We start from the raw sequence: 19,991 nt of genomic DNA, 5'->3' as shown, positions 1-19,991 counted from the left end.
CTTAAAAAAGAGGCGTAAGAGTACAGTACCCATTAACAACTAAAGGGCACCCCTAGGGATGCCCTTTAATCAATCACTGCAATGCTGCGCTATTAGAGTAGATACTATTAGGTTCCCGAAGTTGAAGCGGCAGCGGCAGCAGCTTCTTCTTCAGCAGCCTCGGCTGCTACAGTGCTAGATGGTGCCAACACCGTTACGACCACGCGATCGGGCTCGCCCAATGCCGTCACGCCGTTTGGCAGAGTGAGTTCGTGGACGTGGAGCGAATCGCCAACATCCAATCCGGTCACATCAATTTCAATAGATTCTGGAATCAAATCGGGCGCACAGCGCACCTGTAGTTCTGTCAAACCGTGATCGATCGAGCCACCACCGTTTTTCACACCGGTTGCTTCGCCAACTAGATGAATAGGCACATCCACATCTAAAGACTCTTGAGAGCCAACGGAGAAAAAGCTTAGGTGATAGACATAACCACGCCAGGGATGGGAATGTACTTCTCTCAGCAATGCTTTGCCTTTCCACGGTATTTCAGGCACATTTACCTGAATCAACGTGTTGTTAACTGATGCATCACGGACGAGCAGTTCAGCCGTCTTAGCTTTAACAGTTAGGGAGACTGATTCCGCACCTTTGTGACCATACAGCACTGCCGGGATCAAGCCAGCGCGACGGAGAGCATTTGCCTTGCTGCCAGCAGGGCGAGTTTGACATTCAAGCGTAAGTTCCATGGTGAATCAAATGAAGGACGAGGGGTGAAAAAGCAAACAGGGGTAAAACAAAGAGGCAATCAGGCGGAGACAGCTGTGAGGAATCATACTTGACTTGTTCCTTACATCTCGTTCCGCTCAAATTTAGACTTCTAGCTTGTGCGTTTCGGTTGCTGTGGTGCCGTTAGTGTACAAAAGGGCACGCTTAGGACCGTGGATTGGGTCTTCAACAATGATGGTCTGGTCACGGCTGGCACCGAGGGAGACGATCGCAATCGGTACTTCCATCAACTCTGCAAGCACCTTGAGGTAGTCTAGAGCAGGCTGTGGCAAATCGTTGAGCGATCGACAGTCGGCAGTAGACTGCTTCCAGCCAGGAACCGTTTTGTAAATCGGCTGACAGCGAGCAAACTTGCGCGAATTACTTGGAAAATCGTGACAAGTTTCGCCATCAACCTCATAAGCCGTGCAAATATTGATCTCCTCTAGCTCATCGAGCACATCCAATTTGGTAATTGCTAAGCAGTCCAGCCCATTAATGCGGACAGCATAGCGACCAATTACCGCATCAAACCAGCCGCAGCGACGTTTCCGTCCTGTGGTTGTGCCAAACTCTGCGCCACGATCGCACAGCAACTCTCCCATTGTGCCATGAAGCTCAGTGGGAAAGGGTCCCTCGCCAACACGGGTAGTATATGCCTTGGCGACCCCAATGACTCGATCGATCATCGTTGGACCTACGCCTGTACCGATACAAGCGCCACCAGCAACCGGGTTAGAGGAGGTAACGTAGGGATAAGTGCCGTGATCTAAATCCAACAAGGTGCCCTGCGCGCCTTCAAATAAGATGTTGCGCTTGCGTTTAATCGCATCGTAAATCCGCAGCGAACTATCTACAACGTGTGGACGCAGGCGATCGGCATATTGCACATACTCAGCAATGACGGCATCAGCATCGAGCGGTGGCAAAGCGTAGAGCTTTTCTAAAATGGCATTCTTGTACTCCACTGTCCACCGCAGCTTTTTCCGCAACGAGTCAGAGTCCATCAAATCTATGACCCGGATACCCGTACGCTCAGACTTATCAGCGTAGGTAGGACCAATGCCTCGACCAGTCGTGCCAATTTTGTGTTCGCCCCGCCGCTCCTCTGATGCCTGGTCAATCAACCGATGGTAGGGCATCGTGACGTGAGCGGTTTCCGAAATCAGTAAATTGCGGGTCGAAACGTTGAGCAACTCTAGCTGATCTAGCTCACCAATTAAGACTTTGGGGTCGATCACGGTGCCAGAGCCAATGATGCATTCCGTATCGGGATAAAGAATGCCGGATGGGATGAGATGGAGCTTAAAGATCTGCTCATCCACCACCACTGTATGACCCGCGTTCACTCCACCCTGGTAGCGAACAACAACATCTGCCGATTTACTCAGCAGATCGGTGATTTTTCCTTTTCCTTCATCGCCCCACTGGGCACCGATGACAACAACGTTAGCCAAGAGTTTTGATCAGCGCTAGAGTTTGCACAAACGTTGATTATCACCAGAAAGAGACACTTGTGTCAACGTGTCAGTAGCAAAACGTCGCCGAACAAAATAGGTGGCTAGTATCACTTAGCCATAGAGCTACTTTCAGCCTGGCAGCACTTGAAGACGATCTTACGCCTTCAGCAGATTCGTTAGGATATCACAAATGATCGACGACTGCGCCTATTGCGGTTCGCAGCTTGAGAGTCCTTTTAGACTAAAAACACCTTATTTTTACCCTGAAGAGGTTCTTGTGGCTTTATACGCTGAGTTACACCGTCACCTTGGAGGATCAGTTGTGCCCCGCGTTCTGTGGCGGTACCTGCAACGGAATGATTCTAAGCTGGCGCAACGCTTTCCGCTTTACCCTGAGTTTGAGGATTTTTACACCCGTCCCCGTAGCACTCTAGACGAATATCTGGAGTTGCATACCCTGGTGGAATCTGTGCAAACGGCAGAGGCGCTCCCTTACTTTATCTATCGCTTGATGCGGGGTGCCTATATTTTTGAGAATTTGGCTTACCTTGAGTTGCGCTATACACCGTACTTACGCACGCCTGATCATCTCACACAAGCACAACGCATTGATTTGATGGCAGAAATTGTGTCGATCGTTGGCAAAGCAAGTCGGCTCAACGAATACCCGATCGTCACCAGCCAAATTTTGTGTATGCACACGCGGCTGCCCTATGAAGTCAACCGAGCGATCGTTGATCTCGCAGCCCAGTCACCTGATTACGTCTGCGCGATCGATATAGCGGGCGGTGACAATCACTATGGTGAGCGTCTGGATGAGTTTGTTGAACTGTACGCCTATGCGCGATCGCTGGGACTCAGCACCACGGGGCACCTCTACGAAACGAGAGACGGTTGTTATCCCGAACTACTGCCCTACCTAATGCGGATTGGGCATGGTATTCAGATTCCCTTGCACCATCCGCACTTACTGAAAGAAGTTGCCGAACGCGGACAATGCCTAGAGGTCTGCCCAACAACTTATCTGCAAACCGGAACCTTAGAGGACATTTCGCAACTAAAGCTGGTGTTCGATCGCTGCTTTGATGCCGGTGTTGACATCGCTATCTGTACCGACAACGCGGGTTTACACGACGTTCGCCTACCGTTTGAATATGAAAATCTGCTAACCCACGACATTATCGGCTTTGAGCAATTACAAGCGTGTCAGGATGCAGCCTTCCGTCATGCGTTTGCATGGCCCTATAGCCAGCGCCCTGCCTCGCTTTTAAACGGCTTGCTTAAGATTGAGCCTGATCGAGAGGCAGCCAACCCCTACGAGATCGCTCAACGTTAACAAAAAACTGCCTGTGAAAAGGCTGGGTAGAAGCCACTTCACAGGCAGTTTAATGCATCACTTACTACGGCTAAGAGTAACTATGGCTAAGAGCCTCGACTCAGGAAAAGCTCAATTTGCTTAAATTCTTGCTCCAGACGATCGCGCATTTTTTGGGGAACAGGGCGATTTGGGTAGGAGCTATAGTGACCCGCCAAAGAGTTTAACGCCGTACGCATCGTCGTATAGGAGGTCAGCTTTGCCACCGAATTATTGCGTCTGTAACGAGCAGTAAAGTCATTGATCAACTGACGTGCTTCTGTTTGCGCCGCACTGCGATCGGGCGAGTCGTCGGGTAGCTGGATAGATTCCCTTAGGGTGGTAACAACGGCTGATGTGTCCTGCCGATAGTCTCCCGTCAGGGCAGTTGCTGCACTTGCAGTTTGGGTAAACCCAATCAGGCTGATAAAAATAACCAAAATAACGGAAAGAAAGCGCTTCATAAGCATTCGCAAAAAGGGTTAAACAACGGTTCAGCCTTCTGTGATGTACCAGATAGCCTCCATCCTACCGCGATCAGGAACGGGGATCATGCACCCTATAGGAGAGGTTAATCAGCCTTAGGAAACAAACCTTACTTTAACCGAAGCGACCACTGACATACTCTTGAGTGGCTTGATGCTTAGGTGACTGAAAAATCGCTTCAGTGCGTTCATACTCTACGATGTAGCCCGTTCGCTGACCCTTATCGTTTGCTTCGACGTTATAAAACGCCGTGAAATCAGAGGCTCGCGATGCCTGCTGCATATTATGAGTCACGATAACAATCGTATAACGCTCTTTCAGCTCTTGCAGCAAGTCTTCAACTTTAAGCGTTGAGATTGGATCAAGCGCTGAACAGGGTTCATCCATCAAAATGACGTCAGGTTGCACGGCTATTGCCCGTGCGATACATAGACGCTGCTGTTGCCCACCAGAGAGGTCAGTGCCCATCGCTTTGAGCTTGTCTTTGACGTCATCCCACAAAGCGGCTTGCTTGAGGGAACGCTCCACCAGTTCGTCCATGTCACCTTTGTAGCCAACCAACCGAGGACCAAACGCAATATTCTCGTAAATTGACTTTGGAAAAGGATTTGGTTTTTGAAACACCATGCCAATCTGACGGCGCACTTCTACGGGGTCAATATCAGCAGCGTAAAGATCCTGCTCCTTGTAAAAGATCTTGCCATCAAGGTGAAACGACTTAATCAAATCATTAAGACGGTTGAAGCAACGAATCACCGTACTTTTGCCACAGCCCGACGGACCAATAAACGCAGTAATTTTATTTTTTGGGATCTCGATCGAGACGTTTTTTACAGCTAGAAAATCACCGTAGTAGATGTTTAGATCTTGAGTCCGAAAAACGGTTTCAGTCTGGCGGGCTGCTTGGAGGTTAGTGCTCATAAGTTGGGGTTGAGTAAGTTGTTACCGTTTATGCAGAAAAATGAATACGAATGGCAGGAAGAGCGAGAGGCTGCCATCCTTCTATCAGCAAAGCCTTCAGTGACCTGACTCATTCCAGCGACTATTTACGTTTTTTAGTGACCCAGCGTGCCAAGATACTCGTTAGCAAAACCATCGCCACAAGGACGAGCGAACCTGCCCAGGCAAGCTCCTGCTGGTTTTTATACGGAACAATAGCGAAGTTAAAGACTAATACAGCCAACGATGCTGTCGGTTCCCAAACGCCTCTAGCCCAGTATTGGTTAAATAGGGCAGTAAAAATAAGCGGTGCCGTTTCACCAGCCGCACGGGCGATCGCCAGCATCACCCCCGTTACAATCGCTGGAATCGCTGCCGGAAGCACAATCCTGACCACCGTTTGAAACTGAGTTGCACCCAGCCCTACTGATGCCTGCCGATAGTCTCTCGGTACGGCTTCTAATGCTTCTGCTGCAGTACGAACGATCGTCGGCAGCATCAGTACCGACAGTGCAACCCCCCCTGCAAAAGCTGAAAACGTGCCTGTTTTTAGAACAACGATCGCATAAGCAAACACACCAATGACAATGGAGGGGACACCACTCAAGACGTTGGTGAAGAAATCAACCGCATTGGCTAACTTAGTATCTCTAGCAAATTCTGATAGAAAAATGGCGGCAGCAACACCAAACGGAATGCTGAGGGCTGACGCAATACCGACCATTAGCAAGGTGCCAACAATAGCATTACCAAAGCCACCTCCCTTAACAAGGGGCGGCGGCGGAAGCTGCGTAAACAAATCTAAACTCAGACGGCTAGCACCCTGGATAAATACATAAATCAAGATGGCAAAGAGCGGGATCAGGGCCATCAATGTAAAAACGATCGACACACCTGTCATCACCGAGGAAAACAATGTTCGCGGTGACATTGAAGAACGCTTCATGCTCCTTTCCGCCAACGGAGCAGCGATTTCCTGACTAGCCATCTTAATGCCTTCCTAACTTCATACTAACTGATTCACCACAGCCTTGTAGACGGTCAAACAAACGATGAAACGGTTCAACTACACCGTTTCCAGCCTTAAAGATTCAATCTAAAGTGGCGAACAATGACCTCAGCCAGCACATTTACGAGCAGCGTCAAGCCGAACAAAATCAAGGCTGCATACATTAGAGAAGAAATCTGCAAACCGCCTGCCTCCGCAAACTGATTTGCTAACAGCGAGGAGACGGTTGAACCCGAATCTAAGATAGAGCCAGTGACCCGATTGCTATTGCCAATCACCATCGTCACTGCCATTGTTTCACCCATTGCTCGCCCAAGCGCCAGCATGATGCCGCCAATAATTCCAGAAATCGCGGCTGGTAGCACCACTTGAAAGATTGTTTCCCAACGAGTAGCACCCAGACCATAGGCAGCTTGACGCAATTCGGGAGGTACAGAGATGAGAGCGTCTCGCGAAATAGCGGCAATAATCGGCAGAATCATGATTGCCAGGATAATGCCAGCCACATAAAGCCCTGGACCCGCTGGTGGCGTTTTAAAGAGAGGGATAAAACCGAAGTTCTTGTTCAACCAGAGCCCGATCGGATTCAGGATTGGAATCAGCACAAAAATGCCCCACAGTCCGTAAACAACGCTAGGAATGGCGGCGAGCAGCTCAACCAAAAACACGATCGGCTGCTGAATACGTGGGGGCAAAAAGTCTTCACTCAGAAACAGTGCCACTCCAATGCCGATCGGCACAGCTAGAAGCAACGCAATGATTGAAGTAACAAGGGTTCCGTAGACTTGAGGCCATGCCCCATAAATATTTGCCACCGGGTCCCAGCGAGAACCCGTGATAAAGCCAGCGCCAAATTGCTGAATGGCTGGGAGCGCATCATGCCCAACCTGAATGGCGATCGTAAAGAGAATGACAGCAATGCCAACCGCAAAAGCGCCTGTCACCCAAAAGAAGCCTGTGTCGAGCGAGCGCGAGGCTGCTGAACGCTTCCAGTTCATGGGTGATGAGGGGTCGATCGGGGAAGAAGACATAGTGATCGATGAGTAGGGCGTGGGAACAAGAAAGCAAAACTCTAAAAAAGCAGCCTTAACTGGTAAAGCAGTGACAGCCATCAGCGTTGATGCTTTACACATCACTGTTGTAGCTGCCACCGCCGCAAGCATGACGATAGCTACGTGCTAATTACGTCACGATGCTACTTGGCTGCAACCTTAACATTATCAAGAGCAGCAGTCGCCTTGCCGGAAATGTCTTGCGGAATTGGTAGATAACCCAGCTCGGTCGCATACTTAGAGCCTTCGGCACTGTATGCCCACTTGATGAAGTTCTTGAGCGCATCAGCCTTTGCAGGGTCACTGTATTGACCATAAATCAACAGCCAGGTCAACCCGACGATCGGATAAGCGTCCTTAGCTGCTGGATCAGGCACTGCCAGCGAGAAGTCTGCTGGCAGAGTCGCGCCTTCTAGTGACTTGGCAGCCGCTTCAGGCGTAGCCGCAATAAACCCGCCTGCTTTATTCTGCAATTCGGCAAACTTCAGGTTGTTTTCTTTAGCGTACGCATACTCAACATAGCCAACGGCATTCTTTGTCTGCTGGATTTGAGCCGTTACACCCTCGTTCCCCTTAGCGCCTGTGCCAACGGGCCACTCAACCGACTTAGCAGCACCCGCTTGCCAGCCTGGGCAGGCAGCTTTCAGGTGACTGGTGAAGAGATAGGTTGTACCGCTACCATCTGAGCGATGGGTAAACGCAATATCAGCATCTGGAAGCTTGGCATTAGGATTGTCTTTCACAATTTTGGGGTCATTCCATTTTTTGATAGTGCCCCCAGTAATGCCGCAGTAAACTTCACGCGACAGCTTTAAGTTGTCAACGCCATCCAGATTATAGGCAAAGACAACTGCGCCCCCCGTCATGGGAACTTGCAGCGGTTGACCAAGATCCTTTGGATACTGAGCCCGTTCTTTGTCGTTCAAGGGAGCATCAGTCGCACCAAAGTCCACAGTTTTAGCGATGAACTGCTTAACTCCGGCACCGCTGCCTACAGACTGATAGCTGATTTGAACGTTTGGGTTTGTTTTATTGTACTCAGAGAACCAGCGCTGATAGAGAGGTGCTGGAAACGTTGCGCCTGCACCACTAAGGGAAATCGTACCACCGCCAGCACCTGAACTTGCTGCTGGAGCCGCGCTGCCACCTGGAGCAGGACCACCAGCTGGAGGTGTGCTTGGTCCGCAGGCTGCAAGACCGACTGTGAGGGCGATCGCCGAAGCCGAGAATGCCCAACGGGCTGCTTTTAGAGAGGAGATCATAAATTCTGCAACTTAACACATCTGCCCTAACGCTAGCGTGCGTCAGTAAAGAGAAGGTTAAGTAACCGAAATTACATTTACTTCCAAACAGAGCTCTTTAAAGCAGTAATCAAACCGTTAAGACAGAGGAGTTCTAGCCCTCTATCTTTAAGACGCTACTTACTCTAGTGATGGCTAGCTGCTAGCGGCAGAGAACTTGGCGCATTCTTCGCATATTGGCTGGCAGATCCATCTGAATTGCCTGCTGAATAAAGATAGAAGGCACTGGAATGGTAGGCGTTGCCTGCACAGAATAGGTTAACAAGGTGCCATCACTATAGTCTTGCAGAGTCAAATCCGCCGCAAAGTCATGGAAACTGCCCGACTCTAGCCGAAACTGAATCTGCTGGTGTGCAGTTTCGATCACCTTTAAATAGATATCTACTTGTGCGGTCAGAAACAAAAATGCTTTACCCGCTACCTGGTACAAACGCTTACAACCATCTTTTGCACTTTGCTTGCCAAGCCTGAAATCGTTGTGGCTAATAACTTCGCTACGGGTCAGTGCGGGGAAGTATTGCACCCAGCGGGGATAGTCTGTTAATTGCCGCCATGCATTCGCCCGCTCTAGAGGCAAGTACATCTGAGCTGTCACCGCACCACCCCAGGCAGAATGACTACGGGTTTCCAGCACAATCTCACCGCTAAGGAGTTGCTTGGAGCACACATCCTCTTGCCGCTTGATCGCAACGTCAGTGAAGGCAGTATCAGTGAAGGCAGTAGAAGTACGGGTAAGTAGGGGTGCAGTAGAAGTCATTATGCCAGTCCAAAAACGCCTGTATCATGCGGGTTGTACGGAACTAGCATCGCTTCAGCGCGATCAAAAGTCATTCAAGGTAGGAGGTGTTCCGTACTATCCGCAAGCATAGCGCCATAACTGCAAAGAAAGATTACGTAGGGCATGAAGATTCAACGAAGCTTGCAGCAGGCTATGGAAAGACGGTCTGTGTCTACCACAGACGCAAACGGGGTATTGAATGTTGCTCACACTCAATACCCCGTCGATCGAAACGCTCCGTCGCCAGATTGTAAGTTGAAGAGGCGGCGCTAGGTTGCCGTACGTGCCAGCAGCACGGGGCAGTTGGCGTAAACCCGCACATAGTCTGAAAGGGAGTTGCCCAGCAAGCGATCGAGGTCAGGCAAACCTTTGGCGATCGAGGGACGACGCTCTGGCGAACCTAACAGCAGCAAATCTACATTTAGCTCGTCAGCTAAACGGCAGAGTTCTTTAGCCGGTTTGCCAACGCAGGAGAGGCAGCGGTAGCTAATACCAAGCCGTTTCGCATCAGCAATAGCAGTTGCAAATACGGGGTCATGCTCAGATACAGCACCAGTAGAGCAACCAGATTTGCCCGTCAGGTCAGGATCAATGTGCGTCAGAATGAGTTCGCCACCTTTGAGGTCGCGGAGCAAGAACAGCGCCAGTTTAAGGCTTTGCTTCGCCGACTCCGACCGATCGAGCGCTACCATAACGCGCTTGACCTTTTTGACATAAATATCATCTCTCACCAACAGCATGGGACGAGACGAGAGTTGAAAGACATACTGGCTAACGGAGTTTTCCAGAATTGAGACCAGGCGCTGAAGCCCCCTGGAACCCATGATGATTAAATCAGCATCGATCTCATCAGCCACTTTACAAACGACATCTTTGGGATCGCCTTCACGTAAAAGACCAGAGACGCGATCGGGATCAAGGTTCAGTGATTGGATCGCGCTAGCAAGAATTTCGCCGCCTTTTTCGCGCTGCTCTTCCATTCCAGTAGACGTAATCTGGGGCGGTACAACGTGCAAAACTGTTACCGATGCCGTCCGCATCGAAGGAATATCTGCCAGCGCTTTGAGCATTTCTTCAGAGTGCCCAGTACCAGAATCAGCAAGAAGAATTTTTTCGATCATGGGTTTACCTCACGCTTTTCATAAAAACAAATTAGAGTTTCTAACCCCTGGTGCGGCAGCAATGGCAAGCCAATTCAGGTTGTCAGCCGTAGCCCATATTAGTCCGCTGCGGTAAGACTTCAATCAATACGTACGAGACGTAACTGACTGAGGGATTGCTATGGCGGAGGACAACGCTGCGATCGCCGCTAGTACAATCTGACAGCTATCGCTGGCAGTTATTACTAAGAGGCTAAAGGTTAGGCAAGGAGCACGCAGAACAGTAGTTGAGCCACTGCTTTCTAATCTAGGATTTTACCGTTAACCTCTAGCAAACTAGGAGGACTGTTACGCATTGTTGCACCATCGAGCATGAAGAGATGTCAAGAAAGATTAGTCGATCGCTCAGCTTTTTAGCCCTGCTTTGAAGGAAGGTTTTAGGGTTTTTCCCTAACATATTCGTTGCCTAGAAAGCTTTGCAGCTAATTGCTACAGAGTGAACACGTTGCCTTTCTGGGCTGCGCGTTATCACTTCATTAATAACTTTTAAGAGTAAAGAAAGTGATTGAGTTAATTAACGTAAACAAATGCCGGATAGATTGATATAAAATAATACAAAAGCCTCGATCGCTAGAACGCTTGACTCTATGACAAATGATCAGCCGGATCAACGCCAACTCCCACCAACAGGAGTGCTCCAAAATTCATTGCAGGTCGCTTCAGAGCATTGGTTTGAGTATTTAGTCAGGGCGCATCCGCACCATACAGACTACGCTGGCATCGTCTGGCATGGTGCCTATGTGACATGGATGGAAGAAGCAAGGGTAGAGTGCTTGCGTTCCATTGGCATTGAGTTTGCTGATTTAGTTGCGCTAGGCTGTGATTTGCCGGTCGTTGAGCTGTCGATTCGCTATCACCAATCGGTGCAGATGGGTATGGCAGTGGTAGTGCGAACCCGCATGGTAAATATGGAGGGAGCCCGTGTTAACTGGGATTATCAGATTCAGTCCACGGATGGGCAAGATCTGTTCGCGACGGCTCGTGTAGCGCTGGTGGCAGTCGATCGCGAGAAAGGCAAAATTATGCGCCAATTACCGCCTGCTGTGAAAGAAGCACTGGTCAAGCTTACTGCGCCTTAACGTACAGCCTTCCTGTAGAAAGGCATTACTAGCAGCTTGCAATTATCGACTTGAAAGCAGCGGGAGTGGTGTTTGGCTGGCAGTCAGGATTGCTTGCCTCGCCCAGTTATCAGCATCAATAATCTCATCAAGGCTTGGGTCGGGTCGGTTGAGTGCCTGATAGTGATCGCACACACGCTCAATCAGGCGCGGAATGTCTAGAAATTGAATTTTTTCATCCAAAAAGAGAGCCACCGCCTGCTCATTAGCGGCATTCAACACGGCGGGCATACAGCCACCCGCACGACCGGCTGCATACGCTAATTGCATACAGGGGTATTTTTGGTGATCGGGTTCTCGGAAGGTTAGCGTGCCTGCTTTAACCAGATCAAGTGGTTCCCAATTAGTGGCAATGCGTTCTGGATAAGACAACGCGTAGAGTAACGGTAGGCGCATATCTGCCCAGCCCAATTGCGCCAGTACAGAGGTATCCTGAAGCTCAATCAGTGAATGAATAATGCTTTGAGGATGGATGACGATCGCAATCTGATCGTAGGCTACGCCAAACAAATAGTGCGCTTCGATGACTTCTAACCCTTTATTCATTAAGGTGGCGGAGTCGATCGTAATCTTTCGCCCCATTGACCAGTTGGGATGTTTCAGCGCATCGGCAACGGTAACGTTTGCTAGCTGTTCAACTGGCAGATCTCGGAACGCCCCACCTGAAGCAGTGAGCAAAATCCGGCGCAGTCCTCCCTCTGGCACACCCTGGAGACATTGAAAAATCGCTGAATGCTCGGAGTCCGCAGGCAGTAGCTTTACGCCATGCTTTTGCACCAGCGGCAGCACAACAGGCGCACCAGCAATTAGCGTTTCCTTGTTCGCCAAGGCAATATCTTTACCGGCTTCGATCGCTGCAATGGTTGGCAATAGTCCGGCACAGCCCACAATGCCTGTGACGACCACATCGGCTGTACTCCAGCGGGCAACCTCAATCACTCCAGCTTCACCAGCCAGAAGCGTTGGCTGCGGATCAAGATCGGCGATCGCAGCTTGGAGATCAGGTAATAAGTCTGTGTCGCAAAGCGCCACGATCGCGGGGCGGAATTGGCGGATTTGCTGGGCTAGTAAGGCAACGTTGCGTCCTGCCGCTAACCCCACAATGCGAAACTGGTCGGGATGCTGGGCAACAATATCGAGTGTTTGAGTACCAATGGAGCCAGTGGAGCCAAGAAGGGAAATTGCTTTCACGATCGCCGAAGTCCAGTCACGCCTCCCTTATCTTACGGTTTAGTATGCCCGAACGCTGAAGGAATCTTGTCTAGGTATCATTTGATCGGCACTCGCGGCAGCGCACCCTACACAAACGGTAGGGGCAAAACAGCAAAGGGTACAGCAATGCCGTACCCTTTGCTGCTATTTCGTTGTTGCGGTCGAATTATTAAACTGTTCCGCCTGCTGCCTGAAGCCTTGCTCGCGCACGTTTGAAGGCTTGTGTCGCCTGGATCCGCGCTGAGCGATCGTCACTTTGTAGCGACTGGTTATACTTTGTTTCAGCGTCCGCATAGGCAGTCCGTGCTTTTTCTTTGTCGATCGTGTCGCCACGTTCCGCTGCATTCACCAGCACAGTGACTTCGTTATTATCAACTTCAGCAAAGCCACCTAGCAATGCGATCGGAGTCCAGGTTTTGCCAGAGCGAACGCGCAACACGCCAGTATCTAACGCTGTTAACAAAGGTGCATGACCTGCCAAGATGCCTAGTTGCCCGGTAGTGCTAGGCAAAATTACTTCTTCTGCTTCTGCATCCCAGACGGTTTTATCGGGTGCAACAATACGAACGGTCAATGGCATAAAATTTCTCCTAAAGTCAAACCGATTGATCAAGAGAGTTGTTAGCAGTTAGTAGTTGGTGGTTAGCATTTTTTCTAACAACCAACTACCAACTACTAACGACCTTTTACTTGCTGTCTGACTTCAACTTCTCGCCCTTGGCGATCGCCTCGTCAATGTCGCCCACCAGATAAAACGCCTGCTCAGGCAGATCATCCAGTTCGCCTGCCAGAATACGCTTGAAGCCGTTGATTGTTTTCTCAAGGCTGACATATTTACCAGGAGAGCCGGTAAACACTTCAGCCACAAAGAACGGCTGTGACAGGAAGCGCTCAACCTTCCGCGCACGAGCAACGGTCAGGCGATCGTCTTCCGACAGCTCATCTAGACCCAGGATCGCGATGATATCCTGAAGTTCCTTGTAGCGCTGTAGGGTAGATTGCACTGCCCGCGCCGTGTCGTAGTGGTCACTGCCAACGATCGCAGGCTGCAACATGGTCGAGGTCGAATCCAATGGATCAACCGCTGGATAAATGCCCTTCGATGCTAAACCCCGTGACAGCACAGTTGTGCCATCCAAGTGAGCAAACGTCGTTGCAGGTGCAGGGTCGGTCAAGTCATCCGCAGGGACGTAAACCGCTTGCACAGAGGTGATGGAACCTTCAGTTGTAGAGGTAATCCGCTCTTGCAGATCGCCTACATCTGTACCGAGGGTGGGCTGGTAGCCTACCGCAGACGGCATCCGACCTAATAGCGCTGACACTTCCGAACCCGCCTGCACAAACCGGAAGATGTTGTCGATAAACAACAGCACATCCTGCTTGTTCACGTCGCGGAAGTATTCAGCCATGGTGAGAGCAGACAGACCCACCCGCATTCTGGCTCCGGGTGGCTCGTTCATCTGACCGTAGACCAGGGCAATCTTCGACTCACTCAGGTTGTCTTTGTTGATCACACCTGATTCGATCATTTCGTTGTAAAGGTCATTACCTTCACGGGTGCGCTCGCCCACGCCGCCAAAGACCGACACACCACCGTGATTTGTTGCAATGTTGTTGATCAATTCCATCATGATGACGGTTTTGCCTACACCAGCACCACCAAACAGACCAATTTTGCCGCCCCGACGGTAGGGGGTCAGCAAGTCAATCACCTTAATACCTGTCTCAAAGACAGATGGCGTTGTTTCTAGATCGGTGAACTTTGGTGCAGAGCGATGGATGGGTGATGTTTCGCTGGTATCAACGGGACCCTTGTTATCAACTGGTTCACCAAGGACGTTGAAGATGCGCCCTAAGGTCGCCGGACCAACCGGGACATTAATCGGTGCACCTGTATCTGTTACTTCCATACCGCGTACTAAGCCGTCGGTAGTGCTCATAGCAACTGCCCGTACCTGACTGTCGCCGAGTAACTGTTGCACTTCGCCAGTAACGGATACTTCTTGTCCGGCTGCGTTGGTGCCTCTAATCGTCAAAGCGTTGTAGATAGCTGGCAGCTTGCCGCTTGGAAATTTAACATCCAGAACGGGACCAATGACCTGCGTGATATAGCCGATGTGAGTTTTTTCTGTGGTGGTGACCATGCTCGCGCCTTATGCTGTGGTGTAGCCTCAGTAACTTAAGATGTTGTGATTCAGCGATCGCACGCCGGGAACGATTTTCTGCCGGAATGCGGTCTTGAACTTAAATTATCACTATTAAATTGCCACGATCAGCTTATCACTGAATGGTTACGGTTAATGAAGGAGAGTCTAAAGTTGGTGAAGAAGTGAAAGAGAAAAAAGGGTGAAGGGGTATCGCTTCTTCTTGGAACGGGTAGGGGGGTGAAGGAGTAAAATGAACTCTGACCTTAATGACCAATGATCATTCTTCTAAAAATTGACCATTGCCGCTGCATCTTACCTTCTTGTGTTGCCGCTCTTAACAAGTGACCACTAGCGACGAGGCTGACTAACTTAAGGGCGGAGAATAATCAAGACTGAACAACTTTAATTAGAAGACTGTAACTATGCAGGTGTTTGTTTTACTGTTTAATGCGGGAAGGGAGAATGAGGGCATCCACACCATTCGCATTGGCGATCGCAACCTCGTGCTGATTTTTGAGCAGGAAGACGATGCTACCCGCTACGCACTGTTGCTAGAGGCACAGGATTTTCCGGTGCCCACCGTTGAAGCGATGGAACAGGCTGATATTGAAGAGTTCTGTGAGAGCGCTGGTTACGAAGGTCAGCTTGTACCGGCTGGCTTTGTCCCTCAGACAGATGCTGAGCGCCTACTACTAGCGCCGCCTGAGAGCAATTTGGTTGAAACCGATTGGCAAAAAGACAAGCAGCCAGAGACACCACAGCCAGAATCAGAGCCGGAATCCGAAGCCGATGCGATCGCGGCAGCAGAGCTAGAGCGCATTCGTCGTCAACTGGAGGGACTGCTGTAAAAAAGCTGAAGGCTAAAGGCTAAAAGCTAACTTCGTTTATCCTTTTATCCTGATCTTTTTTATCCTTTATCTTCTCCTCCCCTTTATGCCAAAGCTAGATGAACGCGGACACTTACTGACTGAGCAGGCAAACCCGAAGAGCCAGCATTTAGATCAGTTAACGACGCTGGAGTTGGTAGATCTGTTTAACCATGAGGATGCACGAACGATCGAGGCGATCGCGCAGGCACGCGAGCCACTGGCAACGGCGATCGATCTCACAGCGAAGGCACTACGGCAGGGCGGACGACTGTTTTATATCGGGGCAGGTACGAGCGGGCGCTTAGGCGTGCTGGATGCAGCAGAATGTCCACCTACGTTTTGTTCTTATCCAGAACAGGTGCAAGGCATTCTTGCTGGCGGAACCGAGGCATTAGTCCGTAGTTCTGAAGGGCTGGAGGACCGGGCAGATGACGGTGCAGCGGCGATCGACAATCGACAGATTACGATGCTGGATGTCGTAGTTGGTATTACCGCAGGCGGCACCACACCCTATGTCCATGGTGCTTTGCAAGCAGCACGTCAACAAGGAGCCACAACAATTTTTATTGCCTGTGTACCTGCCGATCAGGTGAGCGCTCAAGTTGATGTAGACATTCGCTTGCTAGTGGGTCCCGAAGTGCTGGCAGGATCGACGCGCCTTAAGGCAGGCACCGTAACAAAGCTAGCGCTTAATATCCTCTCTACAGGCGTAATGGTGCAGCTAGGCAAGGTGTACGGCAACCGCATGGTAGATGTTGCGGTTACAAACAAAAAGCTGCACGATCGCGCCCTTCGCATTTTGCAAGATCTGACAGATTTGAGCCGTGAGGAAGCGGGGCATCTGCTAGAACAAAGCGATCGCAGCGTTAAACTAGCGCTTTTAATGCACTGGACAGGACTGGGGAAAGAAGCGGGCGATCAGCTTTTGGCAGACCACCAAGGAAATTTGAGAAAAGCCGTTTCAGCAGTGAACAAGTAATGTTTCTTGCTATGACCGCTCTGGCATATGGAGATCAACTTTCATAAAGCTAACCCAACCTACGCAATCAGCGATCGTACGTTTCAGGCTACGGCTTTACATTGCTTCAGACTTCAAAAGTTCTTTATTGCCCTATCTTTTGGTTTCGCTTCAATCACCCCCCCTGAGGCTCTTGTCACTGCCTAAACAAGGGCATCCATGCCAGTCGGCTTCATGAATCGTCGCGATATGGAACTATATGACCTAAAGCCTAGAGGGATGGGAGTCACCTCACCTCCTACCCGATCCCAACTCCTTTAGGTGCCAACTCTTCCGAAGGCAACTTCACTTGATCAACAGCCATAAAATCTAGTGCCATTTGCAAGCTAGACAAATCGATCTTGAACGGATCGCGAATTGGTGATTTAAGCGTATTACGGGGGCGCGTGTCAAAGTCTAGATACCGCAACACTTCAGGGGTAATCTGACCACGGACACCACACCATTTTCCGTTTAAAATAGTGCCGAATTGTCTATAGGTATGAATTGTAAAACTTGGAGAAAGCAACTCAATAAGGCGCAACCCACTTCCTTTTTCTGCCTGAGGTGCTAATCTTAAACGATTAAAAATAAAGTTTCCTGTTCCAGCACCATGAACCGAAACAACTATTTTAGCGTTGCGAGCAATTGACCACTTTTCACTTGCAGTCAGATCCTCAAAGTAATAGGTTGTAAAGCCTCTCTCCTTAAGAAAATTGACAACTTCATTATTATTGATTAATTGACGGCTACCACGGCGAGGAATAAAGACTCGTTCGGGAGTAGTTGGATTGTAGTCTTTAAGCTCTACATTAAACAGCTCTGCCTGAATGCCATACAGTCGGTAGTTATAGTTATGAACAACTTCGACGACATCTCCATAAACTTCAAAATTAGTGCAAATAATTGGAATACCTAAGGAGTTAAACAACTCACGTGCAAAAGCAGGTACATTTTTCTTCAAAATCACACTGACTTCAACTGCCCGCCCAAGATGCTCTGAGAGCAGCTTCTTTGCCAGCAACGCATAGGTACAACTATTTTCAAGAAGGTGTGCAACATTTTTATCAGCTTCGTTACGAGCATCGAAGATAAAATGCCCTGTATAATCGAGCGCTTTTTTATGCCCACTAAGCTTGACTGATTTTTCAATAAACTTCCATTTCCAACTAGTTAGTTGTACTGCCCAAGTGTATTTTGTAGTGACTTTAACCTCAACTGGAAGTTCTGGCACATCTTCTTTACCAGGCAAATAGATTTGTTCAACCCTGGGCGTATAGACATCCGCTGCACACGTAGGATAACTAAACATCATTGTAGGTTCCACACTAATTGGTGGAACCACAGTTTTTAGAGAGAGATCCATCTTAAACTCCCTAGGTTTGTTTAAATTTTCTATTTAATTGGTGAATCCTGAATGAGTGCCACTGTCAATTAATCAATCTCTCTGCATATTAAATTAGAGCCTTTATTTCCACGACCCTATTTACTTATACTTTAATCAAATGACTTTTTCTGCAAATATATAATAAATTGCGAATACTTTTTCTTTGTAAACTATAAGTAGCAGAGGATTAAGTAGCAATAGATACTAATAGTAAAGCTGCTAGAGGTAGTTTGCCTAGGTGCGCGTAGCGAAGCAAGCCAACTGTGCTTGAGCATAGGGCAACCCTGTCACCATGCCACCGTTTGCTTAAGATTGATCACAGCACTAGTCAGCATGTGCTATGTACGGTTTTGGTCAGATTGATCTAGCACAATCGGTTTCATGCGCGTCTAGAAAGACATCTTTCAGCAGTTGTCAGATCATCTTTCTAATGGACACTTGAGAACATAGATTCAAGCGTTGGGTGGAGTTGACTCTTCCTTAGATCGCTGGAGCAGTAGTTGGATGCCCAGGGCAAAAAGCCCAAATGCTGCTAAGGCAAAGATGCCCGTTCCTAGTGAGCTTAACCCAATGATTAGCGTACGAACGGCGGCAGAAATGCGTTGCGTAGTGAAATTATCGGTTTGGAGCGGTTTGGAGGCGAAGGCAATCGCGATCGAGCTAGTCAGCCGATAAAGGACAACCGCAATGGCACCGGCGACGATCGACCCACCAATACAGCGTAATGGGCTTGGTGCAGGTGCACCTTCTTTAGAAACCTGAACAACCGGAGCAGAGTTAGTTGGTTCGCTCATAGCAATAAGAATGTAGTGGGTTTGTGGATTAGTGCAGTGAACAGCTTAAAGGTTGTAAACGCACACGCTTTAGGCTGCAATCTAAAAGCCCTTAAGTCTCTACTCTACTATCCGAATGCCAAACGGGTTAAAGGTAGCGATCCAAAATTCCAGGTCTGGGTTGGCGATCGCCGCTTTTACCCGTGCCTGTATGTCTTCCGCCTGTGTCTGCGATTCTGCTAACGCAAAGACGGTGGGACCAGAGCCAGACATCATCGTGCCGAGTGGGTTGGTCTGCTGAAACGCTTCCCGTAGCTGCACGACTTGAGGATGCGCTGGTAAGACAACTTTTTCCAAATCATTTCGCAGCAGTTGTCCCATCTTAGTGGCGTCTCGTTGGGCGATCGCAGCCATCATTGCACCTGAATGAATTTGCTGTTGGCGTTGCTCCAGGTCACTACCTCGACGTAAATACGATGCACCAAACTGTTGTCGATAGGTTTGGTATGCCCATGCTGTTGACACTGATAGGCTGCGATACTTTGCCAGCACCACATAGCGATCGGTCAAGGCAGGCAACGCATCAAGCTGTTCGCCGCGCCCGGTTGCAAGGGCAGTGCCTCCCGCAATGCAAAATGGTACATCAGAGCCAAGTACTGCACCGAGATCCTGTAATTCATCTCGTGTTAGCCCCAACTCCCATAACAGATCTAGCCCCACTAGCACAGCAGCCGCATTGCTCGACCCACCTGCTAACCCTGCCCCTACTGGAATCTGTTTGTGAATCGTGATATCGACCCCACCGTAGCGAGCAAACTTGTCTGGAAACTGCTTGCTCATGAGCGCTGCCGCTCGATACGCCAGATTGCTAGCGTCGTTGGGCACTTGAGGATGTGAGCAGTAAACCCGAATCAGATCGGTGCCACTGGCTCGTACATCAACGCGATCGGTCAAACTAATGCTCTGAAGCACCATAACCATTTCGTGAAAGCCAGACGGTCGAGAATCTTCGCCACCCGTTACGTGGTCGCCCAGAATTTCGAGATAGAGATTGATCTTGGCAGGAGCGAGAAGGGAGTAAGAACGCATGGGGTGGGGAGTAGGGAGTAGGGAGTGGGGGGAAGTTTTGAGTTTTGAGTAGCGCTTTGCGCCGCTTCGTTAGAGAGCTTTGAGTACAGCTTTTTGCCTTTTGCCTTCTG

19 protein-coding genes are annotated in these 19,991 nt (G+C 49.6%); 4 read left to right on the top strand and 15 right to left on the bottom strand.

Going from position 1 to position 19,991, the window contains the following annotated elements; all coding sequences use genetic code 11:
• Nucleotides 1-107 precede the first annotated feature (107 nt).
• A complete protein-coding gene (locus H6F86_RS15790; RefSeq protein WP_190449561.1) occupies nucleotides 108-731 on the bottom strand; it encodes a 50S ribosomal protein L25/general stress protein Ctc in 624 nt (207 codons plus the stop codon).
• A gap of 123 nt (nucleotides 732-854) precedes the next feature.
• Nucleotides 855-2,207: an adenylosuccinate synthase gene (locus tag H6F86_RS15785; RefSeq protein WP_190449560.1), complete on the bottom strand. Its 1,353-nt coding sequence runs from the start codon at nucleotides 2,205-2,207 to the stop codon at nucleotides 855-857.
• A 280-nt stretch (nucleotides 2,208-2,487) separates the two neighbouring features.
• Between H6F86_RS15785 and H6F86_RS15780 the strand changes: the two genes are divergently transcribed.
• Nucleotides 2,488-3,546 carry an adenosine deaminase gene (locus H6F86_RS15780; RefSeq protein WP_190449558.1) on the top strand — a complete coding sequence of 353 codons (1,059 nt, stop codon included), beginning with the start codon at nucleotides 2,488-2,490 and terminating at the stop codon, nucleotides 3,544-3,546.
• A gap of 86 nt (nucleotides 3,547-3,632) precedes the next feature.
• Here the strand turns inward: H6F86_RS15780 and psb27 are convergent, their stop codons facing one another.
• From psb27 to H6F86_RS15745, 7 genes are all read right to left on the bottom strand, one after another.
• Nucleotides 3,633-4,034, bottom strand: a complete 402-nt coding sequence (psb27, locus tag H6F86_RS15775; RefSeq protein ID WP_190449557.1) for a photosystem II protein Psb27 — start codon at nucleotides 4,032-4,034, stop codon at nucleotides 3,633-3,635.
• 130 nt (nucleotides 4,035-4,164) lie between these two features.
• Complete coding sequence (gene pstB, locus H6F86_RS15770; RefSeq protein WP_190449556.1) at nucleotides 4,165-4,971, bottom strand: phosphate ABC transporter ATP-binding protein PstB; 807 nt, start codon at nucleotides 4,969-4,971, stop codon at nucleotides 4,165-4,167.
• A gap of 121 nt (nucleotides 4,972-5,092) precedes the next feature.
• Nucleotides 5,093-5,977 carry a phosphate ABC transporter permease PstA gene (gene pstA, locus H6F86_RS15765; RefSeq protein ID WP_190449555.1) on the bottom strand — a complete coding sequence of 295 codons (885 nt, stop codon included), beginning with the start codon at nucleotides 5,975-5,977 and terminating at the stop codon, nucleotides 5,093-5,095.
• Between the two features lie 95 nt (nucleotides 5,978-6,072).
• Nucleotides 6,073-7,029, bottom strand: coding sequence for a phosphate ABC transporter permease subunit PstC (pstC, locus tag H6F86_RS15760; RefSeq protein WP_190449554.1), 957 nt, complete (start codon nucleotides 7,027-7,029; stop codon nucleotides 6,073-6,075).
• 164 nt (nucleotides 7,030-7,193) lie between these two features.
• Nucleotides 7,194-8,312: a phosphate ABC transporter substrate-binding protein PstS gene (gene pstS, locus H6F86_RS15755; protein WP_190449553.1), complete on the bottom strand. Its 1,119-nt coding sequence runs from the start codon at nucleotides 8,310-8,312 to the stop codon at nucleotides 7,194-7,196.
• Between the two features lie 181 nt (nucleotides 8,313-8,493).
• The gene (locus H6F86_RS15750; RefSeq protein WP_190449552.1) at nucleotides 8,494-9,108 is read right to left on the bottom strand and encodes an SRPBCC family protein; all 615 of its coding nucleotides are present in this window, start codon (nucleotides 9,106-9,108) and stop codon (nucleotides 8,494-8,496) included.
• Nucleotides 9,109-9,398: 290 nt separating this feature from the next.
• Nucleotides 9,399-10,250 carry a universal stress protein gene (locus H6F86_RS15745; RefSeq protein WP_190449551.1) on the bottom strand — a complete coding sequence of 284 codons (852 nt, stop codon included), beginning with the start codon at nucleotides 10,248-10,250 and terminating at the stop codon, nucleotides 9,399-9,401.
• 626 nt (nucleotides 10,251-10,876) lie between these two features.
• Here H6F86_RS15745 and H6F86_RS15740 point away from each other — a divergent pair.
• The gene (locus H6F86_RS15740; protein ID WP_190449550.1) at nucleotides 10,877-11,368 is read left to right on the top strand and encodes a thioesterase family protein; all 492 of its coding nucleotides are present in this window, start codon (nucleotides 10,877-10,879) and stop codon (nucleotides 11,366-11,368) included.
• Between the two features lie 42 nt (nucleotides 11,369-11,410).
• On the opposite strand, the gene dxr is transcribed toward H6F86_RS15740, so the two are convergent.
• From dxr to atpD, 3 genes are all read right to left on the bottom strand, one after another.
• On the bottom strand, nucleotides 11,411-12,598 hold the full coding sequence (gene dxr, locus H6F86_RS15735; protein ID WP_190449549.1) for a 1-deoxy-D-xylulose-5-phosphate reductoisomerase: 1,188 nt from the start codon (nucleotides 12,596-12,598) through the stop codon (nucleotides 11,411-11,413).
• A 190-nt stretch (nucleotides 12,599-12,788) separates the two neighbouring features.
• Nucleotides 12,789-13,199, bottom strand: a complete 411-nt coding sequence (gene atpC / locus H6F86_RS15730; protein WP_190449548.1) for an ATP synthase F1 subunit epsilon — start codon at nucleotides 13,197-13,199, stop codon at nucleotides 12,789-12,791.
• A gap of 106 nt (nucleotides 13,200-13,305) precedes the next feature.
• Nucleotides 13,306-14,763, bottom strand: a complete 1,458-nt coding sequence (gene atpD, locus H6F86_RS15725) for a F0F1 ATP synthase subunit beta (RefSeq protein ID WP_190449547.1) — start codon at nucleotides 14,761-14,763, stop codon at nucleotides 13,306-13,308.
• A 425-nt stretch (nucleotides 14,764-15,188) separates the two neighbouring features.
• Here atpD and H6F86_RS15720 point away from each other — a divergent pair, with 425 nt between their 5' ends.
• Complete coding sequence (locus H6F86_RS15720; protein ID WP_190449546.1) at nucleotides 15,189-15,614, top strand: DUF3110 domain-containing protein; 426 nt, start codon at nucleotides 15,189-15,191, stop codon at nucleotides 15,612-15,614.
• A gap of 85 nt (nucleotides 15,615-15,699) precedes the next feature.
• Nucleotides 15,700-16,614 carry an N-acetylmuramic acid 6-phosphate etherase gene (gene murQ / locus H6F86_RS15715; RefSeq protein ID WP_190449545.1) on the top strand — a complete coding sequence of 305 codons (915 nt, stop codon included), beginning with the start codon at nucleotides 15,700-15,702 and terminating at the stop codon, nucleotides 16,612-16,614.
• Nucleotides 16,615-16,891: 277 nt separating this feature from the next.
• Here murQ and H6F86_RS15710 read toward each other — a convergent pair whose 3' ends face one another.
• From H6F86_RS15710 to ispE, 3 genes are all read right to left on the bottom strand, one after another.
• Nucleotides 16,892-17,998: a glycosyltransferase family 61 protein gene (locus tag H6F86_RS15710; RefSeq protein ID WP_190449544.1), complete on the bottom strand. Its 1,107-nt coding sequence runs from the start codon at nucleotides 17,996-17,998 to the stop codon at nucleotides 16,892-16,894.
• A 473-nt stretch (nucleotides 17,999-18,471) separates the two neighbouring features.
• Nucleotides 18,472-18,813 carry a DUF3082 domain-containing protein gene (locus H6F86_RS15705; protein WP_190449543.1) on the bottom strand — a complete coding sequence of 114 codons (342 nt, stop codon included), beginning with the start codon at nucleotides 18,811-18,813 and terminating at the stop codon, nucleotides 18,472-18,474.
• A 99-nt stretch (nucleotides 18,814-18,912) separates the two neighbouring features.
• A complete protein-coding gene (gene ispE, locus H6F86_RS15700; protein WP_190449542.1) occupies nucleotides 18,913-19,881 on the bottom strand; it encodes a 4-(cytidine 5'-diphospho)-2-C-methyl-D-erythritol kinase in 969 nt (322 codons plus the stop codon).
• Nucleotides 19,882-19,991 lie beyond the last annotated feature (110 nt).

Origin of the sequence: Phormidium sp. FACHB-592 (genome assembly GCF_014695795.1) — a bacterium.
GTDB lineage: Bacteria > Cyanobacteriota > Cyanobacteriia > Leptolyngbyales > Leptolyngbyaceae > Stenomitos.
This window is presented reverse-complemented; position numbering and strand designations above follow the sequence as displayed.

What these genes read in the sequence shown, in the direction of transcription:
- H6F86_RS15790 (WP_190449561.1), bottom strand. Translation starts at nt 731, where the DNA reads ATGGAACTTACGCTTGAATGTCAAACTCGCCCTGCTGGCAGCAAGGCA.
- psb27 (WP_190449557.1), bottom strand. Translation starts at nt 4,034, where the DNA reads ATGCTTATGAAGCGCTTTCTTTCCGTTATTTTGGTTATTTTTATCAGC.
- pstB (WP_190449556.1), bottom strand. Translation starts at nt 4,971, where the DNA reads ATGAGCACTAACCTCCAAGCAGCCCGCCAGACTGAAACCGTTTTTCGG.
- pstA (WP_190449555.1), bottom strand. Translation starts at nt 5,977, where the DNA reads ATGGCTAGTCAGGAAATCGCTGCTCCGTTGGCGGAAAGGAGCATGAAG.
- pstC (WP_190449554.1), bottom strand. Translation starts at nt 7,029, where the DNA reads ATGTCTTCTTCCCCGATCGACCCCTCATCACCCATGAACTGGAAGCGT.
- pstS (WP_190449553.1), bottom strand. Translation starts at nt 8,312, where the DNA reads ATGATCTCCTCTCTAAAAGCAGCCCGTTGGGCATTCTCGGCTTCGGCG.
- H6F86_RS15750 (WP_190449552.1), bottom strand. Translation starts at nt 9,108, where the DNA reads ATGACTTCTACTGCACCCCTACTTACCCGTACTTCTACTGCCTTCACT.
- H6F86_RS15745 (WP_190449551.1), bottom strand. Translation starts at nt 10,250, where the DNA reads ATGATCGAAAAAATTCTTCTTGCTGATTCTGGTACTGGGCACTCTGAA.
- H6F86_RS15740 (WP_190449550.1), top strand. Translation starts at nt 10,877, where the DNA reads ATGACAAATGATCAGCCGGATCAACGCCAACTCCCACCAACAGGAGTG.
- atpC (WP_190449548.1), bottom strand. Translation starts at nt 13,199, where the DNA reads ATGCCATTGACCGTTCGTATTGTTGCACCCGATAAAACCGTCTGGGAT.
- atpD (WP_190449547.1), bottom strand. Translation starts at nt 14,763, where the DNA reads ATGGTCACCACCACAGAAAAAACTCACATCGGCTATATCACGCAGGTC.
- H6F86_RS15720 (WP_190449546.1), top strand. Translation starts at nt 15,189, where the DNA reads ATGCAGGTGTTTGTTTTACTGTTTAATGCGGGAAGGGAGAATGAGGGC.
- murQ (WP_190449545.1), top strand. Translation starts at nt 15,700, where the DNA reads ATGCCAAAGCTAGATGAACGCGGACACTTACTGACTGAGCAGGCAAAC.
- H6F86_RS15710 (WP_190449544.1), bottom strand. Translation starts at nt 17,998, where the DNA reads ATGGATCTCTCTCTAAAAACTGTGGTTCCACCAATTAGTGTGGAACCT.
- H6F86_RS15705 (WP_190449543.1), bottom strand. Translation starts at nt 18,813, where the DNA reads ATGAGCGAACCAACTAACTCTGCTCCGGTTGTTCAGGTTTCTAAAGAA.
- ispE (WP_190449542.1), bottom strand. Translation starts at nt 19,881, where the DNA reads ATGCGTTCTTACTCCCTTCTCGCTCCTGCCAAGATCAATCTCTATCTC.